Here is a 23669-nt window from a genome sequence, read left to right as displayed (position 1 = left end):
AACTGCCCCACGGCGCCGGGTGGAACCAGGGGGCTCGCGCAGGCGTTGATAGCTTTGGGCAGCCGACGGACGCCAGTGCCGTGACAGGCATTGGATCCCCGGCGCGACGCCGACCGGTACGCACGACCGCCGTCGGCGGTCGACCGACCACCGACTCAGGAGTCCGGAACACGTGACCACCCTCGCTCTCGGCCCAAGCTGGATGGATCCCGATCACCTGATCTCGACCTTCGGCGTCATCGGCCTCCTGATCGTCGTCTTCGCCGAGTCCGGGCTGCTCATCGGGTTCTTCCTGCCGGGCGACTCGCTGCTCTTCACCGCGGGCCTCCTCGTGGCGACGGGCAAACTCGGCACACCGCTGTGGCTGCTGTGCCTGCTGGTGTGGTTCGCGGCGGCGCTCGGCGACCAGGTCGGCTTCCTGTTCGGGCGCAAGGTCGGGCCCGCCCTGTTCAAGCGGCCCGACTCCCGGCTGTTCAAGCAGGAGAACGTCGAGAAGGCGCACGCCTTCTTCGAGAAGCACGGACCGAAGTCGCTGATCCTCGCCCGCTTCGTGCCCATCGTGCGGACGTTCACGCCGATCATCGCGGGCGTCAGCAGGATGGACTACCGGTCCTTCCTGATCTTCAACGTGATCGGCGGCGGGCTCTGGGGCATCGGCGTCTCGGTGCTCGGCGCGGTGCTCGGCAAGGTCTCCTTCGTGGCGGGCCACATCGAGCTGATCCTCGTCGCGATCGTCGTCGTCTCCGTCATCCCCATCGCGATCGAGTACCTGAGGTCCAGGGGCAAGGCGGACAAGGACGGGGTGGGGGAGCCGCCCGCCTCGTCGCCCTCCGCGCCGTCGGCGCCGTCGGCGCAGGACCCCGGGCGTCAGGCCGACCCGACGTCGACGATGCCGATGCCCTCGCTCTCCGAGCTGCCCGACCCCGCGGACCGGCCGGGCGGCGACGGGCACCACGGCGAGGGCGGCGGCCAGGGCCGTCACGACGACCGGGGCCCCTACGCGCAGGCCCCCCGGGCCGGAGGCTGGGGCGTGGCCGCCGCGGGGCAGCCGGCGGCCGGCTACCCGGCCGGGCAGCAGTACCAGCAGCAGCCGCAACAGCAGCAGCCGCAGCAGCAGGGCTACCAGCCGCAGCCGCAGCAGGCCGCGTACGGGCAGCAGCAGTATCAGCAGCAGGGCTATCAGCAGCAGCAGCAGCCGGCGGCGTACGGGCAGCAGGAGTACCAGCAGCAGTACCAGCAAGCGCCACAGCAGTACCCCCAGCCCCAGCAGTACGGCTATGCCGGGCAGCAGCAGGCCGCGTCCCCCGGATACCAGGGCTACCAGCAGCAGGGCTACCAGCAGCAGTACGGCCAGGCGGGCGGCTACGACCAGAACGCGTACGCCTACAACCAGAACGGCTACGGCCACCCGCAGCACCAGCAACCGCAGCACCAGCAACCGCAGCACCAGCAACCGCAGCAGCCCGATCAGCAGGAGCCCTACGGCCAGGGAGGCCAGGCCCCTCAGGCTCCCGACGACGACCGCCAGGGCCGCGACCCGCGCCGTTACTGACCGGCGGGCCCGCGGCGCCCCGGCCACGCCCGGACGTCAGAACCCGCGCGTACGCTTCGCCGCCCGCCGTGCCGACCCGCGCGTGGCACCCGGCGCCCGCAGGAACAGCCGGGAGATCTCGCCCCCGAGGTTGACGCCCACCGCGATGGCCAGCGCGAGCGCCACGGCCTTCGACAGGGAAGCGAGCCCATGGTCGAGCTCGTTGTGTGCGATGCCGAGCAGGCCGAAGTACGTCGCTGAGCCCGGCAGCAGCGGCCCGATCGCGGCCGTCACGTACGGCAGCGCGCTGGAGAACTGGTAGCGCGAGAACAGCTGGCCGAACAGCCCCACGAGGCCCGCCGCGACCGCCGTCGCCGCGACCGGGGAGATGTGCGCCGTGTTGTGCATCGACCCGTAGACCAGCCACGCGACGCCGCCGTTGAGCGACACCATCAGCACCGTCCGCCGCTCCTGCTGCAGCAGCACGGCGAACGCGAGGCTCAGCGTCACGGACACGATGATCTGCACCACGGGCCGGTTCGAGTCGACGGGCGCGGTCTCCGGGTTGAGCTGCGCGTCCAGGCGCACGCCCAGGTACAGCACGATCAGCACGCCGATCACGATGGCGATGAAGAAGTACATGACTTCGAGCAGCCGAGCCGCGGCCGTGATGTAGTACCCCGTCAGGCCGTCCTGCACGCCCGCGACCAGCGCGCGCCCCGGCAGCAGCGCGAACAGGCCACCGGTGATCACCGCGGACGGCTTGCCGTCCCAGGCGACCCACGACCCGAGCAGCGTCAGCGCCACACCTATCGCGGCCGGCGGCATGGCGGCGACCACGAACTGGTAGAACTCCGGCAGCCCGCGCCCCGCGCACAGCCACGCCAGCCGGTCGCCGAGCATGGCGCCGATCAGCGCCGCCACGAAGACGACGAAGTCCCCGCCGACGAGCACGGCGGCCGAGCCGGCGAGCACGCCGTTGGCCGCCGTCAGCGCCCAGCCGGGGTAAGGGTGGCGGTTGCGCCTGATGGACGCGAGCCGGCGGTACGCCTCCTCCAGCGTGACGTCCTCGTCCTCGTTGGTGATGTCGTCGACGAGGTCGAACACGGCGGACAGGCGCGTGTAGTCGGTGCCGCGCCGCCGCACCACGCGGCTCGCCGTCACCGGGTCCTCCACCAGCGAGGGCTGGTGGGAGATCGAGATGAGCGTGAACGTCACGTTCGGCTCGCTGCGTTCGAGGCCGTACGCGTGGCTCACGGCGAACATCGCCGCCTCCACGTCCTCGGCGCCCTCGCCGCCCGCGAGCAGCAGTTCGCCGATGCGCAGCGTCAGGTCGAGCACGCGCGGCACCGCGGGCCCCGTGACGTCGTGCCGCTGCACGATCTCCGGCAGCGGCCTGTCGCCCACGGGCATGCGCAGGAGCGTGCGCATGCGGTCCTGCCAGGGCGCCTCCTTGGTGAGGCGCACCATGGGCACGCCCTCGGCGGGCGTGAAGGCCGTCGGCAGCGTCGACGTCCGCGTGAACGACGGCAGGGGCGTGGGCGGCTGCGTGTTCACGCCCTCGGGGATCGCGAACTCCGACGTGGGGCTCTCGTCCTCGGGTACGGGCGGCCGCGGCACGCCGAGGGGCGGGGTGAAGGCGCTGTGCGCCTCTTCGGAGGGAGGCCTCGGGTCCTCGGGCCCGTCAGGATCGGCCACTCGTCACGCCTCGTTCCTTACTCGCACGGCCTCCTGCCGCGTCTGCCCAGTATGCGCACGTACCGCACCCGGGACACGCCGACAATCGCCGCACAGCACGCGAACGGGCGGCGCGCCTGCCGTCAGGCGCACCGCCCGTCCGGGCCGTGCTCGTACGCGCTCAGGGCGTGCGCCGGCCGCGCTTCCCGCGCGCCCGGCGCACGCTCAGTGGTGCGCCCCGCCCTGCGCCTCAAGGCGCTTGCGCGAGGCGTCGATCTCGGCCTCGGCCTCGGCTCGGCCCACCCAGTCGGCGCCCTCGACGGACTTGCCGGGCTCCAGGTCCTTGTAGACCTCGAAGAAGTGCTGGATCTCCATGCGGTCGAACTCGGAGACGTTGTGGATGTCCTTCAGGTGCTCCACGCGCGGGTCCGACGCGGGCACGCACAGCAGCTTGTCGTCGCCGCCCGCCTCGTCCGTCATGCGGAACATGCCGATGGCACGGCACTTGATGAGGCAGCCGGGGAACGTCGGCTCGTCCAGGAGGACGAGCGCGTCCAGCGGGTCGCCGTCCTCTCCGAGGGTGTTCTCGACGAACCCGTAGTCGGCGGGGTACATGGTCGAGGTGAAGAGACGACGGTCGAGGCGGATCCGGCCGGTCTCGTGGTCCACCTCGTACTTGTTCCGCGATCCCTTGGGGATCTCGATGGTGACGTCGAACTCCACGGGGGGTTCCTCCAAGATCAACACAGGCGGTTGTGACGCGTGCGGATGTGACGGTGGCGACGGTGCTCTGCGCCGCCCCCCTGGCAGGGACGACGGGCGCGGTGCGTGACGCAGTGGTTAAGTGTCCCCCACGAGGTCGTGGGGTCGCGAAAGGGGCTGGTCAGCCGTGCTCGATCGGAAAGCCTGGCAGGTCACGGCGGGTTCCGCCGTCGTCGGCCTGCTGGCCGCCGCGGGCGCGGTGGCGGCGGCCGGTCCCTGGGACGGCGGTCAGCGCAGGGCCGAACGGGCGTGGGCGGCCGGACAGGGCGGCGCGGGCGGCGCGCAGCACGGCGCCCCGGCGCCGGGGGCGGCGGCTCCCAAGCCGGCGCCGAGCGCCGGGCCCGTCCTGACCGCGCTGGGCGACGGCGAAGGCAGCGGGCGTTCCACCGGGGACCCCGCGGGCTCGGGCGACGGTACGCACACGCACACGGGCGCCCAGGCGGAGGCGGACGAGGCGCCGATGGGCCTCGGGAAGGCGCTCGGGCCGCTCCTCGCCGACCCGGCGCTCGGCACGGCGTCGGGCTGCGTCGTGGACGTGGCGACCGGCAAGCGGCTCTACGCGAAGAACGCGGACCGCCCGATGACGCCCGCGTCCACGGTGAAGCTCGCGACGATGACGGCGGCGCTGTCCGCAGTCGGCCCCGGCCATCGCATCCCGACGACCGTGGTGGCGGACGGCGGGGACGACGGCCGCATCACCCTGGTGGGCGGCGGCGACCCCAGCCTCGACCGCGAGGCGCTCGGCACCCTCGCCGACGACACCGCGCGCGCCCTCAAGAAGAAGGGCGTGCACAAGGTGCGCCTCGGTTACGACGTCTCCCTCTACTCGGGGCCGCGCGTTCACCCCATCGGCCGCAACGAGAACATCGCGCCCGTCGTGGCCCTGACGCTGAACGAGGGACGGCTCGACAAGAGCACCGGCGGGCCTGCGCTCCGCTCCAACGACCCCGCGGGCGACACGGCCAAGGCTTTCGCGCGCCTCCTGCACGCGCGCGGGATCACGGCCGCCACGGCGTCGGCTCCCGCGAAGGCGCCGAAGGACGCCGAGCGCCTTGCCGTCTCCTACTCGGCGCCCATCTCGGATCTGATCGAGCGTGCGCTGACCGACAGCGACAACGACATCGCCGAGGCGATGGCCCGTCAGACCGCGCTCGCCAAGCACCTGCCGGCGAGCTTCGCGGGCGGCGCGAAGGCCGTGCGCGAGCAGCTCGCGAAGATCGGCATGCCGCTGAAGGGGACGGTCTTCAACGACGGCAGCGGCCTCAACCGCAAGGACAAGGTCACCGCGAACCTGCTGACCTCGCTCCTCACCCGCGACGCCGACCCCGCCCACCCGCGACTGCGTTCCGTGCTGACGGGCCTGCCCATCGCGGGCTTCCGCGGCACGCTGCTTGGCAGGTACGCGCACGAGGCGCCGGCCGACGGGCTGATCCGCGCGAAGACGGGCACGCTGACGGGCGTGAACACCCTCGCGGGCACGGTCGTCGACGCGAACGGACGGCTGCTCGCGTTCGCGTTCATGGCGAACGGGACCCCGAATCCCACGACGGCGGAAGCGGCACTCGACAAGGTCTCCACGGTCCTGCTGCCGTGACGCCGGGCGCGCGTCTCAGGGTCGCGTCTCAGGGAAGAATCCGGGCGGCCGCACCCCGCCGCACCCGGGCTCGACCACGTACGGTTGACACATGACGAGCATGGGTGGTGCCGGGATGGTCGACTGGAATCTCGCGGTGGCGACCGCGACCCGCCTCATGCGTCCGGGTCCCGAGGTGAGCAGGGACGAGGCGCGCGAGATCGTCGCCGAGCTGCGACGGCACGCGAAGGCGGCCGAGGAGCACGTACGCGCGTACACGCGGATGATTCCCGAGGAGCACCGGCCCGCGGACACGCCCGTGCTCGTGGTCGACAGGCCCGGCTGGGTGAAGGCCAATGTGGAGGGTTTCCGCGAGCTGCTCAAGCCGCTGTTCGAGAAGGTGCAGGAGCGGCGCTCCGGCACCCCGGGCGGCGCCGTGCTCGGTGCGGTCGGCGGCAAGGTCACCGGTGTCGAACTGGGCATGCTGCTGTCGTTCATGGCCTCGCGCGTGCTCGGCCAGTACGAGACGTTCGCGCCCGCCGGGCGCGACCTGCCCGCGGGCGAGGAGCGCGGCGGCAGGCTGCTGCTCGTCGCGCCGAACATCGTCCACGTCGAGCGCGAACTGGACGTGGAGCCACACGACTTCAGGCTCTGGGTGACGCTCCACGAGGAGACGCACCGCACCCAGTTCACCGGCGTGCCCTGGCTGAACGACCACCTGAAGGGCGAGATCCAGTCCTTCCTCAGCGAGACGGACGTCGACCCGGCGACGATGCTGGAGCGGCTCAGGGAGGCCGCCCAGTCCCTCACGGGCAACCGCCAGGACGGCGCGGAGGGCGAGGAGCGTGAGGAGTCGCCCAGCCTCGTCGAGCTCGTCCAGACGCCGGGCCAGCGCGAGGTGCTCGGCCGCCTGACGGCCGTGATGTCGCTGCTCGAAGGACACGCGGACTACGTGATGGACGGTGTGGGGCCGCAGGTCGTGCCGAGCGTCGCCGAGATCAGGGAGAAGTTCCAGCAGCGCAGGGCGCGCGGCGCGAGCCGCCTCGACCAGGCGCTGCGCAAGCTGCTCGGCCTCGACGCGAAGCTGCGCCAGTACCGTGACGGCGAGCGGTTCGTGCGCGCCGTCGTCGACGAGGTCGGCATGGACGGCTTCAACCGGGTCTGGACGTCGCCGAACACGCTGCCCACGAAGGCGGAGATCGCCAAGCCGGCGGACTGGATCGCGCGCGTGCACCGGGCATGAGGCCGTGCGGTACGGCGGGGTCCGTGGCAGATGCACGCCTCCGCTATCACCCGTCCGAGGGACCGTAAGGGCTGGCTAGGCGTGCGATGCTCGGGTATTGGCTCGGTTCTGTCACCATCAACGCACTCTCAGTGACGAATCCCGTCCCGATGTGCACACGGGACACGACCGAACCCCCCCCGTAGACATTTTCACGAAGGGCACCGGACATGGGTCCCCATCCTGCGGTCGCGGCGATACGCCTGGCGGTCCGCCGCGTTCTCCATGACATCCTCACCGACCAATCGGCGTTCGCCGTTGCCGGTTCCGCCGCGCGCGGGCCCGCGTCCGCCGCCCCCGGCCCGCTGGTCCTCGTCGCCTGCTCGGGCGGCGCCGACTCGATGGGCCTCGCCTCCGCCCTCGCCTTCGAAGCGCCCAAGCTCGGCGTCAGGGCGGGCGGCGTCACCGTCGACCACCGCCTGCAGGGCGGGTCCGACATCCGCGCGGCCGAGGTCGTCGCCCGGCTCACCGCGATGGGGCTCGACCCCGTCGAAGCCGTCGCCGTCGACGTCGGCACGGACGGCGGGCCCGAGGCCGCCGCGCGTGACGCGCGCTACGCCGCCCTCGACGCCGCCGCCGAGCGGCACGGCGCCGCCGCCGTACTCCTCGCCCACACGCGCGACGACCAGGCCGAGACCGTCCTCCTCGGCCTCGCGCGGGGCTCCGGCACCCGCTCCCTGTCCGGCATGGCCGCCGTGTCAGGCACGGGCCGCCGCTACCGCCGCCCGTTCCTCCAGCTCGACCGGCAGACGGTGCGCACGGCGTGCCTGACGCAGTCCGTGCCCGTCTGGGACGACCCGCACAACGTGGACCCGGCGTACACGCGCTCGCGCCTGCGCCAGGAGGGCCTGCCCGCCCTGGAGAAGGCGCTCGGCAAGGGCGTCGTGGAGGCCCTGGCCCGCACCGCGCAGCTCTCCCGCGACGACGCGGACGCGCTGGACGCGTGGGCGGCCGACGCCGAGTCGTCCGTGCGTGACGACGCGGGGCAGCTGGAGATCGACAAGCTGTTCGCGCTGCCCCCCGCCGTGCGCCGCCGCGTGCTGCGCAAGGCGGCCATCACCGCGGGCGCCCCCGCGGGCTCGCTGTTCGCGCGCCACATCGAGGAGGTGGACCGCCTGATCACGGGCTGGCGCGGCCAGTCGGGCATCAACCTGCCGGGCCGCGTCGAGGCGCGGAGGCAGGGTGGCAGACTGGTCATCCGGCAGGGCTGAGAAGCCAACGCTTCTGTACGGGCCTGGCCAGCGGACGCCGGACGACGAAAGTGGAATTGGTGGACGACAAGGACCTGGGCTCCGACCTGCAGTCGGTGCTCATCACCAAAAAAGAGATCGACGCGAAGCTGGCGGAGCTGGCCGCGAAGATCGACGCGGAGTACGCGGGCAAGGACCTGCTCCTGGTCGGAGTGCTCAAGGGCGCCGTGATGGTGATGGCGGATCTGGCCCGCGCGCTGTCCACCCCCGTGACGATGGACTGGATGGCCGTCTCCTCGTACGGCGCGGGCACCCAGTCCTCGGGCGTCGTGCGGATCCTGAAGGACCTGGACACGGACATCAAGGGCAAGCACGTCCTGATCGTCGAGGACATCATCGACTCGGGCCTCACGCTGTCGTGGCTGCTGTCCAACCTGGGCTCGCGCGAGCCGGCCTCGCTGGAGGTCTGCACCCTGCTGCGTAAGCCGGATGCCGCAAAGGTCGCCATCGACGTGAAGTGGATCGGATTCGACATCCCGAACGCCTTCGTCGTCGGTTACGGGCTCGACTACGCTGAGAAGTACCGCAACATGCCCTTCGTGGGTACGCTCGCGCCCCACGTCTACGGCGGCTGACCAGGCGGGGGGAGCGTGACGCTCCCCTCCGCGTGACGTCGGCCCGCGGGCCCGGTTTCGCGTGCGGCTGATGCGCACACATCATGGTTGCCTCGGGAACCACTCCCCGGCTCCCCGCGTTGGAGCAGGGGAAGGCGGGTTTGTCACCAGCACCGTGCGATCGCGATCGCTGATGCTGGGGTACCGTCCGAAGAGCAGTCTTTATCTCACAGCAGCATTTACCTACGGGCAGGAGGGACGGGGCGTCACCGCCTCGTATGGATGGACGTGAAGCGATACTTCCGTGGGCCGGTCATGTGGATCGTGCTGGCCGTCCTCGCCGTGGTCGTGTTGATGAATGTCGTCTCCACAGGAGGCGGCTACAAGACGGTGGACACCGGCCAGGTCGTTCAGGCGATCGACAAGAACCAGGTCGATCAGGTCAAGCTGACCACTGGCGACGATCAAGTCGTCAAGGTTGATCTCAAGAGCGGTCAGAAGGTAGCGGGCAGCGACAAGATCCAGGCCAGCTACATCGGCAGCCAGGGCTCGGCGCTCGCCAAGGAACTGCAGCAGAAGTTCAACGCAGGCAAGATCGACAAGGGATACACGGTCTCGCCCTCGAAGCAGAGCCCGTTCCTCTCGGTCGTGCTCTCGCTGCTGCCGTTCGTGCTGCTGGTCGTGGTGTTCCTGTTCCTGATGAACCAGATGCAGGGCGGCGGCTCCCGTGTCATGCAGTTCGGGAAGTCCAAGGCCAAGCTCATCACCAAGGACACCCCGAAGACGACCTTCGCCGACGTCGCCGGCTCGGACGAGGCCGTCGAGGAGTTGCAGGAGATCAAGGAGTTCCTCCAGGAGCCCTCGAAGTTCCAGGCGGTCGGCGCCAAGATCCCGAAGGGCGTGCTGCTGTACGGCCCGCCGGGAACGGGCAAGACGCTTCTCGCGCGCGCCGTCGCGGGCGAGGCGGGAGTGCCGTTCTACTCGATCTCGGGTTCCGACTTCGTCGAGATGTTCGTCGGTGTCGGTGCCTCCCGGGTGCGCGACCTGTTCGAGCAGGCGAAGACGAACGCCCCGGCGATCGTGTTCGTCGACGAGATCGACGCCGTCGGCCGGCACCGCGGCGCGGGCCTCGGCGGTGGCCACGACGAGCGCGAGCAGACGCTGAACCAGCTGCTGGTCGAGATGGACGGCTTCGACGTGAAGGGCGGCGTCATCCTGATCGCCGCCACGAACCGGCCCGACATCCTCGACCCCGCGCTGCTGCGCCCCGGCCGGTTCGACCGGCAGATCGCCGTCGACCGCCCGGACATGCAGGGCCGTCTGGAGATCCTCAAGGTCCACCAGAAGGGCAAGCCCGTCGCGCCCGACGTCGACCTCGGCGCCGTCGCCCGCCGTACGCCCGGCTTCACCGGTGCGGACCTGGCGAACGTGCTGAACGAGGCGGCGCTGCTGACCGCGCGCAGCGACCAGAAGCTGGTCAACAACCACTTCCTGGACGAGGCGATCGACCGCGTCGTGGCCGGCCCGCAGAAGAAGACCCGGATCATGTCCGAGAAGGAGAAGAAGATCACCGCGTACCACGAGGGCGGACACGCCCTGGTCGCGGCGGCCTCACCGAACTCCGACCCGGTCCACAAGATCACGATCCTCTCCAGAGGCCGTGCCCTCGGCTACACGATGGTCCTGCCGGACGAGGACAAGTACTCCACGACGCGCAACGAGATGCTCGACCAGCTCGCGTACATGCTGGGCGGGCGCGCGGCGGAGGAGCTCGTCTTCCACGACCCGACCACCGGCGCTGCCAACGACATCGAGAAGGCCACGTCCACGGCCAAGGCGATGGTCACGCAGTACGGCATGACGGAGCGCCTCGGCGCGATCAAGTTCGGCAACAGCGACAGCGAGCCGTTCCTCGGCCGTGAGATGGGTCACCAGCGCGACTACTCGGAAGAGGTCGCGGCGCTCGTCGACGAAGAGGTCAAGAAGCTCATCGAGACCGCGCACAACGAGGCGTGGGAGATCCTGGTCGAGAACCGGGACGTCCTCGACAACCTCGTGCTCGCGCTGCTGGAGAAGGAGACGCTCGGCAAGGAGCAGATCGCCGAGATCTTCTCCACCGTCGTCAAGCGCCCCATGCGCCCCGCGTGGACGGGCTCCACGCGGCGCACGCCGTCGACGCGCCCGCCGGTGCTCTCGCCGAAGGAGCTCGCGCTGACCAACGGCGCGGCCGGCACCAACGGCAACGGCCCCGCGTCGCTGACGAAGGGCACTCAGACGCCGACGGAGCAGGTCCCGGAGGAGCGCCCCGACAACTGACGGGTGTGTGACCGGCCACGTCCGGTCCGGAATGTCTGCCGCGCCCCCCAGGTTCCAGGTGTACACGGCCTAGCCTTGGGGGGCGCGGCATTGTCTTGCACAGGAACGAGGAACACATGACGGACCCGGTGACGCTGGACGGCGAGGGCCCGATCGGCGAGTTCGACGAGAAGCGCGCCGAGAACGCCGTGCGCGAACTGCTCATGGCGATTGGCGAGGACCCGGACCGTGAGGGGCTGCGCGCCACCCCCGGCCGGGTGGCGCGTGCGTACAAGGAGATACTCGCGGGGCTCTGGCAGGAGCCCGAGGACGTCCTGACGACGACGTTCGACCTCGGCCACGACGAGATGGTCCTGGTCAAGGACATCGAGATCGTCTCGCTGTGCGAGCACCACCTGCTGCCGTTCCACGGCGTCGCGCACATCGGCTACATCCCCGCGGAGAGCGGCAAGATCACCGGTCTTTCGAAGCTGGCGCGCCTCGTCGACGTCTACGCGCGCCGCCCGCAGGTGCAGGAGCGGCTGACCACGCAGGTCGCGGACTCGCTGGTGCGGATCCTCGAGGCGCGCGGCGCGATCGTGGTGATCGAGGCCGAGCACATGTGCATGTCGGTCCGCGGGATACGCAAGCCGGGGTCGAAGACCATCACGTCCGCGGTGCGCGGGCAGCTGCGCGACGCCACCACGCGCGCGGAGGCGATGAGCCTGATCCTCGCGCGCTGAGGTCCCGGCGCGCCGGGCGCCGGGGCGGGCCGCCGCCTAGGCGCCGGCGCCCGTCCTGTGGTCGTCGTCCTCGTCGTCGTCCGGCAGCTTGCACACCCGCTCCAGGAAGATCGCGGCGGCGATCACGCCGACCCCCGCGAGCAGCGAGAACCCGGCGTAGATCGCCTGGTCGCGGCGCGCGGGGATGGACAGCTGGGTCAGCAGGAAGACGCACGTACCGCCGTACATGCCCGCCACGAGCGCCGCGACGAGCGCCGCCGCCTGGCCGAAAACCACCGCCCGTGCGGCGACCAGCGGGTCGACACCCTTGGCGTCGGGCCTGCGCTCGCGCTGGGCGCGCAGGCGCGCGCGGATGGAGAGCGCCGTGGCGACGAGGATCACGGCGATGGCGGCCAGCACGATCGGTGCGCCCGCCGGCACGCTCGGCAGATTGCCCAGCGAGTCCCACAGGCGCGCGCCGCCCCACGACAGGACGCCGACCGCCACGAGGATCCCGGCCAGGACGCCGATCCGCAACTGCCTCACCCGGGAAGCCGCCCTTCGAGAATGTGCCGCAAGGTCAGACCCGAGCCTAACCGGTGGGCGGCGCGATCTATTCGGGGAGACGGAGTTCCAGGTCGGCGCGGGCCTCGACGCCGTCCTGGCCGACCGCGGTCAGCAGCTCCGTGACCGCGCCGCGGCCCGGCACCCGCGCCTCGGGGTCCACGTCGTGCCACGGCACGAGGACGAAGGCGCGCTGGTGCGCCCTGGGATGCGGCAGCGTCAGCACCGGGTCGTCGGAGACGACATCCCCGTAGGCGAGGATGTCGACGTCGATCGTGCGCGGGCCCCACCGCTCGGTGCGCACCCGGTCGAACGCCTCCTCGATGGCCTGGCCGCGCTCCAGCAGCGACGACGGGGGCAGCGTGGTCTTCACGAGGACGACGGCGTTGAAGTACGAGGGCTGGCTGCCCGGCTCGACGCCCCACGGCTCCGTCTCGTAGACGGGCGAGACCGCCTTGACCCGCACGCCGGGTGTGTCCTCCAGCGCGTCCACCGCGCCCTGCAGCGTCTCCAGGCGGTTGCCCAGGTTGGAGCCCAGCGCGAGCACCGCGCGTTTCGGGTTGGAGAGCGTCATGTCCGCCGCGTCCACTTGCGCGATCACGGACGCCGGCACCGGCTGCACAGTGGGGTCGCTCTGCGCCCCGCCCGTGCCGTACGCGTCGTGCTTGCTCATACTCGGCTCCGGGTGATGGTGATGGTGACGTCGTCGAAGGGCACGGTGATGGGCGCCTCCGGCTTGTGGAGCGTCACCTCCACCTCCAGCACGCCGCCGTGCTTCAGGCACTGCTGGGCGATGCGCTCCGCCAACGTCTCGATCAGATCGACGGGATCCCCCTCGACTACGGCCACGACCTCCTCGGCCACGATGCCGTAGTGCACGGTCTTCGCGAGGTCGTCGTCGGCCGCCGCCCGGCTGGTGTCGAGGCCGAGCACCACGTCGACCACGAACGTCTGGCCCTCTTCCCGCTCATGGGGGAAGACGCCGTGGTGCCCTCGGGCCCTGAGGCCGCGCAGCGCGACACGATCCACGCGAATCACTCACTCCTGCTGTCGTCGGTCGTCGGACGTGCGCGGCGGCGTTGCCGCCGTCGGGCACTTTCGTTCGAATCTACCGTCGGGCACTGACAGCACTGGCTCTCGGGGCCCGGGTATGCGGGGGTAGCGGCGCCCATACCCCGTGCCCGGGCCGGCCAACCCCCGTGGGCCGGCAGCCCCACTCAGGCGGGTGATTCGTCGAGTCCGCCGTTGTCGTCGCCGCCGGTGTCGCCGTTGTCGCTGTCGTCTGTCTCGGCCAGTACCGGCGACGCGTGGTGCGACCACAGCTTCCAGCCACTGGACGTCCTGCGGAACACGTTCGTCGCGACGACGAGCTGGCCGACCAGCGGCCCCAGCTCCGAGCCCTCCTCGGGCGGCGCTCCGCTGAGGATGTTCTCCGTGCAGGTGACGAGCGCGGTGTCGGCGGCCACCGCGACCGTCACGTCCGTCAGGAAGAACTGGATGTACTCGGTGTTCGCCATGATCAGCGCGTAGGAGCGGAGTACCTCGCCGCGGCCTGTCAGCACCGGCCAGCCCGCGTGCACGCAGGACGGCGTCAGGTCCTCCGAGCCGTCCGCGCCGTCGTCGCCCTCCGAGATCCAGAGCGAGGACAGTACCTCCAGGTCGCCGCGTTCCATGGCCTCGTAGAACGCGGTGTTCGTGCGCTCGACCAACTCGCTGTCCGTGGGTGCCGTGCCGCGGTTCTCGGTCATTTCGCCGCCCCCTCGATCGCGCGCGCGACGCGTACCGCGTCGGCGGTGGCCCGTACCTCGTGGACCCGGACGGCCCAGGCGCCGTGCGAGGCGGCGATGGCGGAGACGGCCGCCGTGGCGGCGTCGCGCTCGCGCGCCGGCGGCGGCGCGCCCTCGTCCCCCGCCAGGACGCGGCCGAGGAACCTCTTGCGGGAGGCAGCGACCAGCAGCGGCCTGCCGAGCGCCCGCAGCTCGTCCTGGCGGGCGATGAGCGCGAGGTCGTGCGCGCCCTTCTTCGCGAAGCCGAGTCCGGGGTCGATGATCAGCAGTTCTGGCCGGATCCCGCCGTCGACCACGGCGTCCATCCGCGCCCGCAGCTCGTCGCGCACCTCGGCCACGACGTCGCCGTAGACGGCGCGGCTGTTCATGCTCTCGCTGAAGCCGCGCCAGTGCATGACGACGAAGGGGACGCCGGCCGCTGCCACGGCGGGCACCATCGCCGGGTCGGCGAGGCCGCCGCTCACGTCGTTGACGAGGACGGCGCCCGCGGCGACCGCCCGGTCCGCGACGCTCGCACGCATGGTGTCCACCGATACGACGACGCCCTCGGAGGCGAGCCCGCGCACCACGGGCAGCACGCGCCGCAGCTCCTCGTCCTCGTCGACGCGGCTGGCGCCAGGACGGGTCGACTCGCCCCCGACGTCGACCAGGTCGGCGCCCTGCGCGACGAGGTCGAGGCCGTGTTTCACGGCCGCCGTGGTGTCGAAGAACCGCCCGCCGTCGGAGAACGAGTCAGGCGTCACATTGACGACGCCCATGACCGCGCACCGGTCCCATCCGGGCAGCCCCTCGACCGTGCCGCGCCCACTCGTCGTCGTGGTCTCCATGTGCCCACCCTAGAGCGTGGACCCCCGCGCCTCTCCTTGACGTGCGGGGTGCTCAGACCTTCGTGCGGCGGCGGCCCCCGGCCGGTCCCCGCTGGTCGGCCGGGGCATCGGCGGCGCCGGGGCCCGGCGCCGCCGTGCCGCGTGAGACGTGGACGCACGGCTCGGCTTCCGCCACCCGTGCGAGGCCGCGCACCGGGAGGGTGAGGAACCCCTCGGCCTGCATGGCCGCGAAGCCGATGCGTGGCAGGTCGCGCCCGTTGCGGAAGACCAGGAAACGGGGGTCCCAGCGTGGCTGGAACTTGGCGTTGAAGCGGTACAGCGACTCGATCTGGAACCACCGGGAGAGGAACACCAGCATGCCGCGCCAGCCCCGCAGCACAGGGCCCGCGCCGAGCCGCTCGCCGCGCGCGAGCACCGAACGGAACATCGCGAAGTTCAGCGAGGCGCGCCGCACGCCGAGGCCCTCGGCGGCCTGGAGCGTCGCGACGATCAGCAGCTCGTTCAGGCCAGGGTCGGCGGACCTGTCGCGCCGCATCAGGTCGAGGGAGATGCCGTCGGACCCCCACGGGACGAAGTGCAGGACGCCCTTCAGGTCGCCGTACGGCGCCGCCTCAGCGCCGCCTGGCGCGCCGGGCGCACCGGGCGCGCCCTCCGCGCCGGCGGACGGCGACGGGGCGGCGCGGTGCGCCGTGGCGATCACCGCGTCGCCGTCCTGCGGGTCGCCGATCCGGCCGAGCGCCATCGAGAAGCCGCGCTCCGTGCCGCTGCCGCGCCAGTCGGCCGCCGCACGCCTGATGCGTTCGAGCTCCTCCTGCGGCACATCGCGCACGCGCCGCACGCGCGTCTCGTACCCGGCGCGCTCCACCCGCTTGACCATCTGCCGCACGTTGCGCATCGCGCGCCCGCCGAGCGAGAAGCCGGCGACCTCGACGACCGCCTCGTCGCCGAGCTCCAGCGCGTCGAGCCCGCTCTCGCGCGTCCAGACCTCGCCGCCCGTCTCGCTGCACCCCATCACGGCGGGGATCCACGAGTGCGCCTCCGCGATCCGCATGAACCGCTCGATCGCGCCCGGCCAGGCCTCCACGTCCCCGATGGGGTCGCCGCTCGCGAGCATCACCGCCGAGACGACGCGGTAGCAGACGGCCGCCTTCCCGCTGTCGGAGAAGACGACGCCCTTGTCGCGCCTGAGCGCGAAGTGGCCGAGCGAGTCGCGGCCGCCGTGCCGTGCGAGCAGCTCGCGCAGCCGCCGCTCGTCCTCGTCGGTGAGCCGTGCCACCGGCTGTTCGGGGCGCAGCGCGAGGAAGACGGTGGTGAGCGCGGTGAGCAGGCCGAGCGCGCCGAGGGTGTACGCGACGAGGTCGTCGGTGGGCCCCCGGTAGTCGATGGGGCCCTCGAAGCCGAACAGGCCCCACACGACGTGTTCGAGCCGTTCGTCGAAGCTCGGGATGCCGCGCGTGTGGTGCGGGTGCGCGCTGACGACGATCAGGCCGATGCCGATGGACCCGAGAGCCATCGCCACGAAGTTCACCACCGGCGTCCACCGGCCGCGCGGGTCGGGCAGCGCGGCGAACTGCGCCCTGTGCACGATCAGCGGCGCGAGCAGCAGCAGCGAGAGCAGGACGCCGACGAGCGAGTGCCGGTAGGAGAACTGGGCCACGGCCCCGGCCGGCAGCAGGACGACCGCCGCGCGCCAGGCGCGCCGCTTGCGCCGCTTGAGGCCGTGCGCGAGGAACAGCAGCAGCATCCCGACGCTCACCGCGAGTGCCGCGGCGAACGGGCCGACCGCGCCGGGCAGCACCTCGGCGAGCGCGTGCACGCGGCTGTGCCTGAACCGCGGGAAGACGCCCGACGCGATGTCTATCAGCGCGATCAGCGTGCAGGCGGAGCCGATCAGCGAGGGCACGCTCCGGGGCGCGGGCCACGGCGCCCACCGGCGCGCGGCACGCCGGTCCGCGCCCGCGTCGCGCCGGGCCTCGGCCCTCTTCGTGGCCGCCCGGGCGGACGGGCCTGAGCCCTCCCGTGGAACCAATACTGATTTGTCCCCATCTACCGGCACAGCCATCGCTTCCCAAAGTCGCCCGGTGATCGTGATGCCAAGGCCTCCGCCACCGTGCGGCGGTCGCGGGCCATATGCGTTTCCTATGACGGGGCTTTGAACGCGAAGGTTTACCCGGTGGGGAAAGTTCGACTGGAGGGGAACGCATGTCATGGGTCTGACCAGCCATAAAGTCCTGGCCGTCGCCGTCCTGGCGGCGGTGGTCCTGTTCGCGCTCACGGTGTGGCGCTGGCCACACCTGGCGCGGCGGGGGGTGCGGCCGGTCCTCGGCCGCGTGGGCCTGCTGTTCGCCACGCAGGTGGCGATCTTCGCCGCCGTCGCCCTGGTGGCGAACCGTTCGTTCCTCTTCTACGCGTCCTGGGACGACCTGTTCGGCCGGGAGACCGGCATGGGGACCGTCCTGGCGCACGACACGAACCCGTCGGGCGCCGTCACGGCCTCGCAGACGCCGATCAGCGCCGGCATACCGCTGGGCGGCCCCGCGGCACGGCGCGGCCTCGTGCGGGAGACCGACATCGCGGGTCCGCGCAGCCACATCGTCAGCGCCGCGTACGTCTACCTGCCGCCGCAGTACTTCCAGCCGCGGTACAAGCACCACCTCTTCCCCGCGGCGATCGTGCTGACCGGCTACCCGGGCGCGGCGAAGGCGCTGGTCTCGCGGCTCGACTACCCGTCCGTCGCCAGGGCCCAGGCGGCGGCCCACCGGATGGAGCCGATGGTGCTGGTGATGCTGCGGCCGACCGTGGCGCCGCCGCGCGACACCGAGTGCGTCGACGTGCCGCACGGGCCGCGGACGGAGACGTACTTCGCCCGCGACATCCCCGACGTCATCACGCACTCCTACCGGGTCGGCCCCGGACTGACGCACTGGGGGATCATCGGGGACTCCACGGGCGGCTACTGCGCCCTCAAGATCGCCATGCACCACCCGCACGACTTCGGGGCGGCCGTGGGGCTCTCGGCGTACTACAAGGCCGCCGAGGACACGACGACGGGCGACCTCTTCCACGGCGACCGGACGCTGCGCCACCAGGCCGACCTGATGTGGATGCTGCACCACGAGAACCCGCCCGGGACGTCGCTGCTCGTGACGACATCGCGCCACGGCGAGAAGAACCTCGCCTCCACGCAGCGCTTCATCGCGGCCGTGAAGGCGCCCGCGCGCGTGTCGTCGATCATCCTTCCGAGCGGCGGACACAACTACAACACGTGGAAGCGCGAGATCCCCGCGGCGCTGGTGTGGATGGGCAAGCGCCTGGACTGACGGGCCGCCGGGCGGCGTTCGCGGCCGGTACGCGCGGGCGCCGGGCGCGCCCCGGTGAAGGTCCGGAAAACGGACCGGCAAAATTGCCGCCCCTTACACCCGTTCGGCGCAATCGCGCGGTAAATTTCGCGCCATGCCACGTGGACGCCACCGCCATTCCCCGCCCCTCCACAAGATCCTGCCCCCGCTGTCCGTCGCGGCGGCCGCCGTCGTGTGCGCTGGGGGCGCCTGGGCGTTCGCGGATCCGCTCGTCCTGCGGGGGCTCGCCGCCGTGACCGGCGTCGCGGCCGTGACGGGCGCGGCCTTCATGCGCGGCTGGGACCGCGAGGCGGGCCGCAGGGTCGCGGACCTGACGCGCGCGCGGGAGAGCGACCAGTGGAAGACGGACGAGCGGGTCGCCGAGTTGGAGGCCGACGTCGACGAGGCGCGCGGCATCCGCACGAAGCTGGAGGGCAAGCTGCGGGCCAAGCGCGTCGAACTGGCCCGCCTGCGGGGCGAGCACGCGGCGCTGCTGCGCCGGTACGCGACCGCGGAGACCGAGCGGGCGAGCGCGCTCGAAGGGCGCCGCAGGCTGGCCATCGAGGCCGCGGTGGAGCCGAAGGCGCTGGCGGCGGGCGGTGTGCCGACGCCCTCCGCGTTCCTGATGGCGAGCAGGGCGCTCGACGAACTCGCCGCGAACAGGGCGCGTCAGGCGGCACGGCCCGCCCAGGCGGAGCTCCCCGCCCCGGCGGCACGGCGCGCGCTGGGTGGCGGTGCGCAGCCGGCGGCGCAGGAGGCCGAGGCCGAAGCGCCCCGTCCCGCGCTGCCCGCGCGGCGTGCCGCGACGCCGTCCGCGATCGTGCCGTACGCGCGGCGTACGCAGCACCGCCCGGAGCAGCGCTCGGGCGGCGGCTTCGACTTCTTCGGCGCCCAGCACGGCGGCGCGCGCCACGACGGGACGCGGCACGACGGCGGCCAGGACGGCGGCAGGGACCACGAGGAGCACGGGGAGCACGCGGAGCGCGAGGAAGAGGCACGGGACCGCGCCGCCGGTGAGGCGCCTGAACCGGTGCGCGCCGAGCCCGAGGTCATCGACCTGACCGAGCACGACGACACGGAACAGCTCGAACTGGGCGGCCTGCGCAGCGCGCTGGGGTCGTGAACGGCGCCGCGGGCCCGCTGAACGGGGCCGGCGGGGCTACTTGTCGATGTCCCCGACGACGAAGAACAGCGAGCCGAGGATCGCGACCATGTCGGCGACCTGGGTGCCGGGCAGCAGCTCGGTGAGCGCCTGGATGTTGTTGAAGGACGCGGAGCGCAGCTTCAGCCGGTAGGGCGTCTTCTCGCCCCTCGACACCAGGTAGTAGCCGTTGACCCCGAGAGGGTTCTCCGTCCAGGCGTACGTGTGGCCCTCGGGCGCCTTGAGCACCTTGGGCAGCCGCTGGTTGATCGGGCCGGGCGCCAGCCCTGCCAGCCGGTCGAGGCACGCGTCCGCCAGCGCGAGGGAGTTGTGCGTCTGTTCGAGCAGGCACTCGAAGCGCGCGAGGCAGTCGCCCTCATCGCGCGTCACCACGCTGAGCACGTCCCGCAGTTCGCCGTACGCGAGATAGGGCTCGTCGCGGCGCAGGTCGAAGTCGACGCCGGACGCGCGCGCGATGGGCCCCGTCACCCCGTACGCGTGCACGGTGTCCGGCGCGAGGCGGCCGACCGCGCGCGTGCGTCCGCGGAAGATCTCGTTGCCGAGCACGAGCCGGTCGTACACGTCCATCCGGGAGCGCACGGCGCCGACCGCGTGCCGCGCACGGCCCGCCCAGCCGGCCGGCAGGTCCTCCTTGAGGCCGCCGACGCGGTTGAACATGTAGTGCATGCGGCCCCCGGAGACCTCCTCCATCACGTTCTGGAGCTCCTCGCGCTCCCTGAAGGCGTGGAAGACGGGCGTGATGCCGCCGAGCTCCAGCGGATACGAGCCGAGGAACATCAGGTGGTTGAGCACCCTGTTCAACTCGGCGAGCAGCGTGCGCGTCCACACGGCGCGCTCCGGGACCTCCATGCCCAGCATCCGCTCGACGGCCAGCACGACGCCCAGCTCGTTGGAGAAGGCCGAGAGCCAGTCGTGCCGGTTGGCGAGCATGATGATCTGCCGGTAGTCACGCGCCTCGAAGAGCTTCTCGGCGCCCCTGTGCATGTAGCCGATGACGGGTTCCGCGCGCCTGATGACCTCGCCGTCGAGCACGAGCCGCAGCCGCAGCACGCCGTGCGTGGACGGGTGCTGGGGTCCGATGTTGAGCACCATGTCGGTGCTCTCCGCACCGCCGCCGACGGAGACGGTGGTGGTGGCTCCGGCGCTGTCCGTCATGCGCTCAGTCTCGCAGAGGGCCGGCGAGCCGCACGACGTCGGCCAGGTCCACGCCGGCCGGGTCGAGCAGCCAGATGAAGTCGCCGAGGCCGCCGTGCGCGGTCAGCTCGGCGGCCTCGCCCGCGCCGGACAGGGCCCTCAGGTAGGCGGCCGGGTCGGTGGCGGCGAGGGTGAGCGGCGGGCGCGCGCCCGAGACGCCCAGGGCGCGCAGCGCCGTCCGCTGGGGCACGCGCGTGGCGTGCGGGGCTACGGCGTCCATGGCGACGTGCGACGTCAGGTCGCAGCTGCCGTCCGGCACGGGGCGCACCTGGCGGCCCTCCCTGAATCCGGTGAGCGTGCCGAGCGGGGGGCGGGACGCGCGCGTGTGCCCGTAATCGACCGCCACGGCGAGCCCGGCCGCCAGGGAGCCGGCGGCACGGCGCCACGCCTCGTCGCGCGGGGCGCCGATCTCCGCGCGCGTGCCCGGGGCCGCGCCGGCGATCGGCCACCACCTCTCCAGCCATGCCGCGTCCGCCCCGGCCACCGGGTCGCCCGGCTCCTCCGTGCCGTCGGCGTGGACGCGTACGTACCTGGGCACGCCGTCGGCGCCGGTCTCGGCGACGTCCACGGGCACGTTGTCCAGCCACTCGTTGGCGAAGAGCAGCCCCGTGACGCCGTCGGGCACCTCAGGCAGCCACGTCACGCGCGGGTCGAGCCCCGCGGGCTCCGGCGCGCGCTCCACCGCGTACACGCGGACGGACAGGGACGGGTGCGACCCGGCCGCCGCGGCGGCCACCGCCGTGGCCAGCTCCCCGCTCCCCGCGGCCATGTCCACGAACGCCACCTCGCGCGTGCGCAGCGCGGCGGCCGTCGCCGCGAGCAGCCGCGTCACCGCCGCCTCGAACAGGGCGGAGTGGGCGGAGACGTGCACGGAGGTGCGGAAGTGGGCCGCGGGGCGGGTGCGCAGGTAGAAGCCGTCAGGACCGTAGAGGGCGCACCGCGTCGCCTCACGCCAGCCCCGCGCGCCGTCTTGACTTCCCTCGCCCCGGCATTTCCTCGCCACGGGCCAAGTCTCCACCTTGGGGAGTACGCTTCCGCCGACCGGATCGGCCCTCCGGTTGACCCACTCGCCTTGTCCGCCTCCCTACGCTGGGTTACGTGCAGCGCCTCTACGATTTCCTCCGCAGACACCCCACGGGCGTCGACAGCTTCTTCGCTGTCGTGCTCCTCGGGCTGTCCTCGGCGTGGGCGCTCGACGAGTCGTTCGGCGCGGGGCCCCGGCTGGTGTCGCTGCTGGTGGGGGTCGCGTTCAGCGTGGTCGTCGCGGCGCGCAGGAGGGCGCCCGAGGCGATGCTGGTGCTCGCCGCGGTGCTGGGCCTCGCGCAACTCCTGCTCGATGTGCGGCCCGGCGTGCCGGATCTCGGGATGCTCGTCGCGATCTACACGGTCGCCGCGCGGGGCGGGCACCCGTGGGCGTCGAGGCTCGCGCTCGCCGGCGGGATCGCCGCGGCCCCTGTCGCGCAGCTGCGCTGGCCCATGCAGGACGTCAGCGGGGGCGGCCGCGTCTTCCTCACGCTCGTCCTCGTCGTGCCGTTCGTGCTCGCGTGGGTGCTGGGCGACTCCATGCGCACCAGGCGTGCGTACTTCGACCAGCTGATGGAGCGCGCGACGCGGCTGGAGAAGGAGCGCGCGGCGCAGGCGAAGGTGGCCGTCGCGGCGGAACGCGCCCGCATCGCGCGCGAGCTGCACGACGTCGTCGCCCACAACGTCTCCGTGATGGTGGTCCAGGCCGACGGCGCGGCCTACGTGCTGGACGCGGCGCCCGACCAGGCCAAGGAGGCACTGCAGACGATCTCGGGCACGGGCAGGCAGGCGCTCGCCGAGATGCGCAGGCTGCTCGGCGTGCTGCGCAGCGAGGACGGCAAGGAGAGCGGCGAGTACGTGCCGCAGCCCGACGTCGAGCAGATCGAGGTGCTGGTCGAGCAGGTGCGGCAGGCCGGCATCACCGTCGACTTCAAGGTCGAGGGCACGCCGCGGCCGCTGCCGAGCGGCGTCGAGCTGACCGCGTACCGGATCGTGCAGGAGGCGCTCACCAACAGCCGCAAGCACGGCGGCCCCGACGTCGGCGCGAGCGTCAGGCTCGTCTACTTCGACGACGGACTCGGGCTCCTCGTGGAGGACGACGGCCGGGGCGTCGCGCAGGCGATGCAGGAGGACCGTGGTGCCGACGGGCACGGGCAGGGGCTGATCGGCATGCGCGAACGCGTCGGTATGGTCGGCGGCACGCTGGACGCCGGGCCGAGACCCGGCGGCGGGTTCCGGATCAGCGCGCTGCTGCCGCTGAAGGCCGCCGGGTGACCACCGCACGCGCGGGCCGAGCCCGCACCGCGCAGACCCGCAACGCACAGACCCGCAACGCACAGACCCGCACCGCACACACACGACCGTTCGAAGTGACGCGCGCGCAGACGCCCGTCAGGAACAGGGGAAGCCACTGATGTCGCAGACACCGATTCGCGTGTTGCTCGTCGACGACCAGGTACTCCTGCGCACCGGCTTCCGCATGGTGCTCGCCGCCCAGCCCGACATGGAGGTCGTGGCCGAGGCGGGTGACGGCGCGGAGGCGATCGACATCCTGCGCGCCACCAAGGCCGACGTCGTCCTGATGGACGTACGCATGCCGCGCCTCGACGGCGTCGAGGCCACGCGTCGCATCTGCGCGGCGGGTCCCGACGCGCCGAAGGTGCTCATCCTGACGACGTTCGACCTCGACGAGTACGCGTTCTCCGGTCTCAAGGCGGGCGCGAGCGGCTTCATGCTGAAGGATGTGCCGCCGGGCGAGCTGCTGAACGCGATCCGTGCCGTGCACAGCGGCGACGCGGTGGTCGCGCCGTCCACCACGCGCCGCTTGCTCGACCGTTTCTCGCCGATGCTGCCGAGCGGCACGCCGGAGCCGCAGGGCGAGGTCGGGCGGCTGACGGAGCGCGAGCGCGAGGTGATGCTGCTGGTCGCGCAGGGCCTGTCGAACGGGGAGATCGCGGGCCGGCTGTTCGTCTCGGAGGCGACGGTCAAGACGCACGTGGGCCGCATCCTCACGAAGCTGGGCCTGCGCGACCGCGTCCAGGTCGTCGTCCTCGCCTACGAGACGGGCCTGGTCCGCGCGGGCGGCGGCGCGGCCTGAGGCACGGCGGGCGTGGGCGGGCGTGGGCGT

At 72.3% G+C, this 23669-nt stretch carries 21 protein-coding genes; 11 read left to right on the top strand and 10 right to left on the bottom strand.

Annotated features, from left to right (window positions below; all coding sequences use genetic code 11):
- The first annotated feature begins 172 nt into the window (after positions 1 to 172).
- On the top strand, positions 173 to 1552 hold the full coding sequence (locus IH48_RS35155) for a DedA family protein (RefSeq protein ID WP_199809982.1): 1380 nt from the start codon (positions 173 to 175) through the stop codon (positions 1550 to 1552).
- Between the two features lie 36 nt (positions 1553 to 1588).
- Here IH48_RS35155 and IH48_RS0120445 read toward each other — a convergent pair whose 3' ends face one another.
- Both IH48_RS0120445 and IH48_RS0120440 read right to left on the bottom strand, forming a co-directional pair.
- The gene (locus IH48_RS0120445; protein ID WP_030906394.1) at positions 1589 to 3229 is read right to left on the bottom strand and encodes a threonine/serine ThrE exporter family protein; all 1641 of its coding nucleotides are present in this window, start codon (positions 3227 to 3229) and stop codon (positions 1589 to 1591) included.
- A gap of 204 nt (positions 3230 to 3433) precedes the next feature.
- A complete protein-coding gene (locus IH48_RS0120440) occupies positions 3434 to 3931 on the bottom strand; it encodes an inorganic diphosphatase (RefSeq protein ID WP_030906391.1) in 498 nt (165 codons plus the stop codon).
- A gap of 166 nt (positions 3932 to 4097) precedes the next feature.
- On the opposite strand from IH48_RS0120440, the gene dacB reads away from it, so the two are divergent.
- From dacB to folE, 6 genes are all read left to right on the top strand, one after another.
- Entirely contained in the window at positions 4098 to 5564 is a 1467-nt protein-coding gene (dacB, locus tag IH48_RS0120435; RefSeq protein WP_030906388.1) for a D-alanyl-D-alanine carboxypeptidase/D-alanyl-D-alanine-endopeptidase, read from the top strand.
- A 91-nt stretch (positions 5565 to 5655) separates the two neighbouring features.
- Entirely contained in the window at positions 5656 to 6786 is a 1131-nt protein-coding gene (locus IH48_RS0120430) for a zinc-dependent metalloprotease (RefSeq protein ID WP_030906384.1), read from the top strand.
- Between the two features lie 209 nt (positions 6787 to 6995).
- Positions 6996 to 8036 (top strand): tRNA lysidine(34) synthetase TilS, encoded by a 1041-nt coding sequence (gene tilS, locus IH48_RS0120425; RefSeq protein ID WP_030906382.1) that lies wholly within the window; start codon positions 6996 to 6998, stop codon positions 8034 to 8036.
- Positions 8037 to 8095: 59 nt separating this feature from the next.
- Positions 8096 to 8650 carry a hypoxanthine phosphoribosyltransferase gene (gene hpt / locus IH48_RS0120420; RefSeq protein ID WP_030906380.1) on the top strand — a complete coding sequence of 185 codons (555 nt, stop codon included), beginning with the start codon at positions 8096 to 8098 and terminating at the stop codon, positions 8648 to 8650.
- A 261-nt stretch (positions 8651 to 8911) separates the two neighbouring features.
- Positions 8912 to 10945: an ATP-dependent zinc metalloprotease FtsH gene (gene ftsH, locus IH48_RS0120415; RefSeq protein ID WP_030906377.1), complete on the top strand. Its 2034-nt coding sequence runs from the start codon at positions 8912 to 8914 to the stop codon at positions 10943 to 10945.
- Between the two features lie 116 nt (positions 10946 to 11061).
- A complete protein-coding gene (folE, locus tag IH48_RS0120410) occupies positions 11062 to 11667 on the top strand; it encodes a GTP cyclohydrolase I FolE (RefSeq protein WP_030906374.1) in 606 nt (201 codons plus the stop codon).
- 36 nt (positions 11668 to 11703) lie between these two features.
- Here folE and IH48_RS0120405 read toward each other — a convergent pair whose 3' ends face one another.
- The 6 genes from IH48_RS0120405 to IH48_RS0120380 all read right to left on the bottom strand — a co-directional run bounded on the left by IH48_RS0120405 (position 11704) and on the right by IH48_RS0120380 (position 16886).
- Positions 11704 to 12192, bottom strand: a complete 489-nt coding sequence (locus IH48_RS0120405; protein ID WP_030906371.1) for a DUF3180 domain-containing protein — start codon at positions 12190 to 12192, stop codon at positions 11704 to 11706.
- A gap of 67 nt (positions 12193 to 12259) precedes the next feature.
- Positions 12260 to 12994 (bottom strand): 2-amino-4-hydroxy-6-hydroxymethyldihydropteridine diphosphokinase, encoded by a 735-nt coding sequence (folK, locus tag IH48_RS0120400; protein ID WP_420705515.1) that lies wholly within the window; start codon positions 12992 to 12994, stop codon positions 12260 to 12262.
- Positions 12880 to 13239: a dihydroneopterin aldolase gene (gene folB, locus IH48_RS0120395; protein WP_030906366.1), complete on the bottom strand. Its 360-nt coding sequence runs from the start codon at positions 13237 to 13239 to the stop codon at positions 12880 to 12882. Before folB ends, folK begins: the two co-directional genes overlap by 115 nt.
- 188 nt (positions 13240 to 13427) lie before the next feature.
- Positions 13428 to 13958 carry a nuclear transport factor 2 family protein gene (locus IH48_RS0120390; RefSeq protein WP_051840246.1) on the bottom strand — a complete coding sequence of 177 codons (531 nt, stop codon included), beginning with the start codon at positions 13956 to 13958 and terminating at the stop codon, positions 13428 to 13430.
- On the bottom strand, positions 13955 to 14824 hold the full coding sequence (gene folP, locus IH48_RS0120385; RefSeq protein ID WP_030906361.1) for a dihydropteroate synthase: 870 nt from the start codon (positions 14822 to 14824) through the stop codon (positions 13955 to 13957). Before folP ends, IH48_RS0120390 begins: the two co-directional genes overlap by 4 nt.
- Before the next feature lie 52 nt (positions 14825 to 14876).
- Positions 14877 to 16886 carry a phosphatidylglycerol lysyltransferase domain-containing protein gene (locus tag IH48_RS0120380; protein WP_078849899.1) on the bottom strand — a complete coding sequence of 670 codons (2010 nt, stop codon included), beginning with the start codon at positions 16884 to 16886 and terminating at the stop codon, positions 14877 to 14879.
- 145 nt (positions 16887 to 17031) lie between these two features.
- Between IH48_RS0120380 and IH48_RS0120375 the strand changes: the two genes are divergently transcribed.
- Positions 17032 to 18144, top strand: coding sequence for an alpha/beta hydrolase (locus IH48_RS0120375; RefSeq protein ID WP_030906355.1), 1113 nt, complete (start codon positions 17032 to 17034; stop codon positions 18142 to 18144).
- 133 nt (positions 18145 to 18277) lie between these two features.
- Positions 18278 to 19285 (top strand): coiled-coil domain-containing protein, encoded by a 1008-nt coding sequence (locus IH48_RS0120370; protein ID WP_030906352.1) that lies wholly within the window; start codon positions 18278 to 18280, stop codon positions 19283 to 19285.
- 36 nt (positions 19286 to 19321) lie between these two features.
- Here the strand turns inward: IH48_RS0120370 and IH48_RS0120365 are convergent, their stop codons facing one another.
- Together IH48_RS0120365 and IH48_RS0120360 are read right to left on the bottom strand one after the other, a co-directional pair.
- Positions 19322 to 20479 (bottom strand): NADH-quinone oxidoreductase subunit D, encoded by a 1158-nt coding sequence (locus IH48_RS0120365; RefSeq protein WP_030906349.1) that lies wholly within the window; start codon positions 20477 to 20479, stop codon positions 19322 to 19324.
- A 4-nt stretch (positions 20480 to 20483) separates the two neighbouring features.
- Positions 20484 to 21521, bottom strand: a complete 1038-nt coding sequence (locus IH48_RS0120360) for an SAM-dependent methyltransferase (RefSeq protein WP_030906346.1) — start codon at positions 21519 to 21521, stop codon at positions 20484 to 20486.
- A 95-nt stretch (positions 21522 to 21616) separates the two neighbouring features.
- On the opposite strand from IH48_RS0120360, the gene IH48_RS0120355 reads away from it, so the two are divergent.
- A complete protein-coding gene (locus IH48_RS0120355; RefSeq protein WP_030906344.1) occupies positions 21617 to 22816 on the top strand; it encodes a sensor histidine kinase in 1200 nt (399 codons plus the stop codon).
- A 139-nt stretch (positions 22817 to 22955) separates the two neighbouring features.
- Positions 22956 to 23639 (top strand): response regulator, encoded by a 684-nt coding sequence (locus IH48_RS0120350; RefSeq protein ID WP_030906341.1) that lies wholly within the window; start codon positions 22956 to 22958, stop codon positions 23637 to 23639.
- The last annotated feature ends 30 nt before the right edge of the window (positions 23640 to 23669 follow it).

Origin of the sequence: Streptomyces sp. NRRL F-5126, from assembly GCF_000721265.1 — a bacterium.
GTDB lineage: Bacteria > Actinomycetota > Actinomycetes > Streptomycetales > Streptomycetaceae > Streptomyces.
This window is presented reverse-complemented; position numbering and strand designations above follow the sequence as displayed.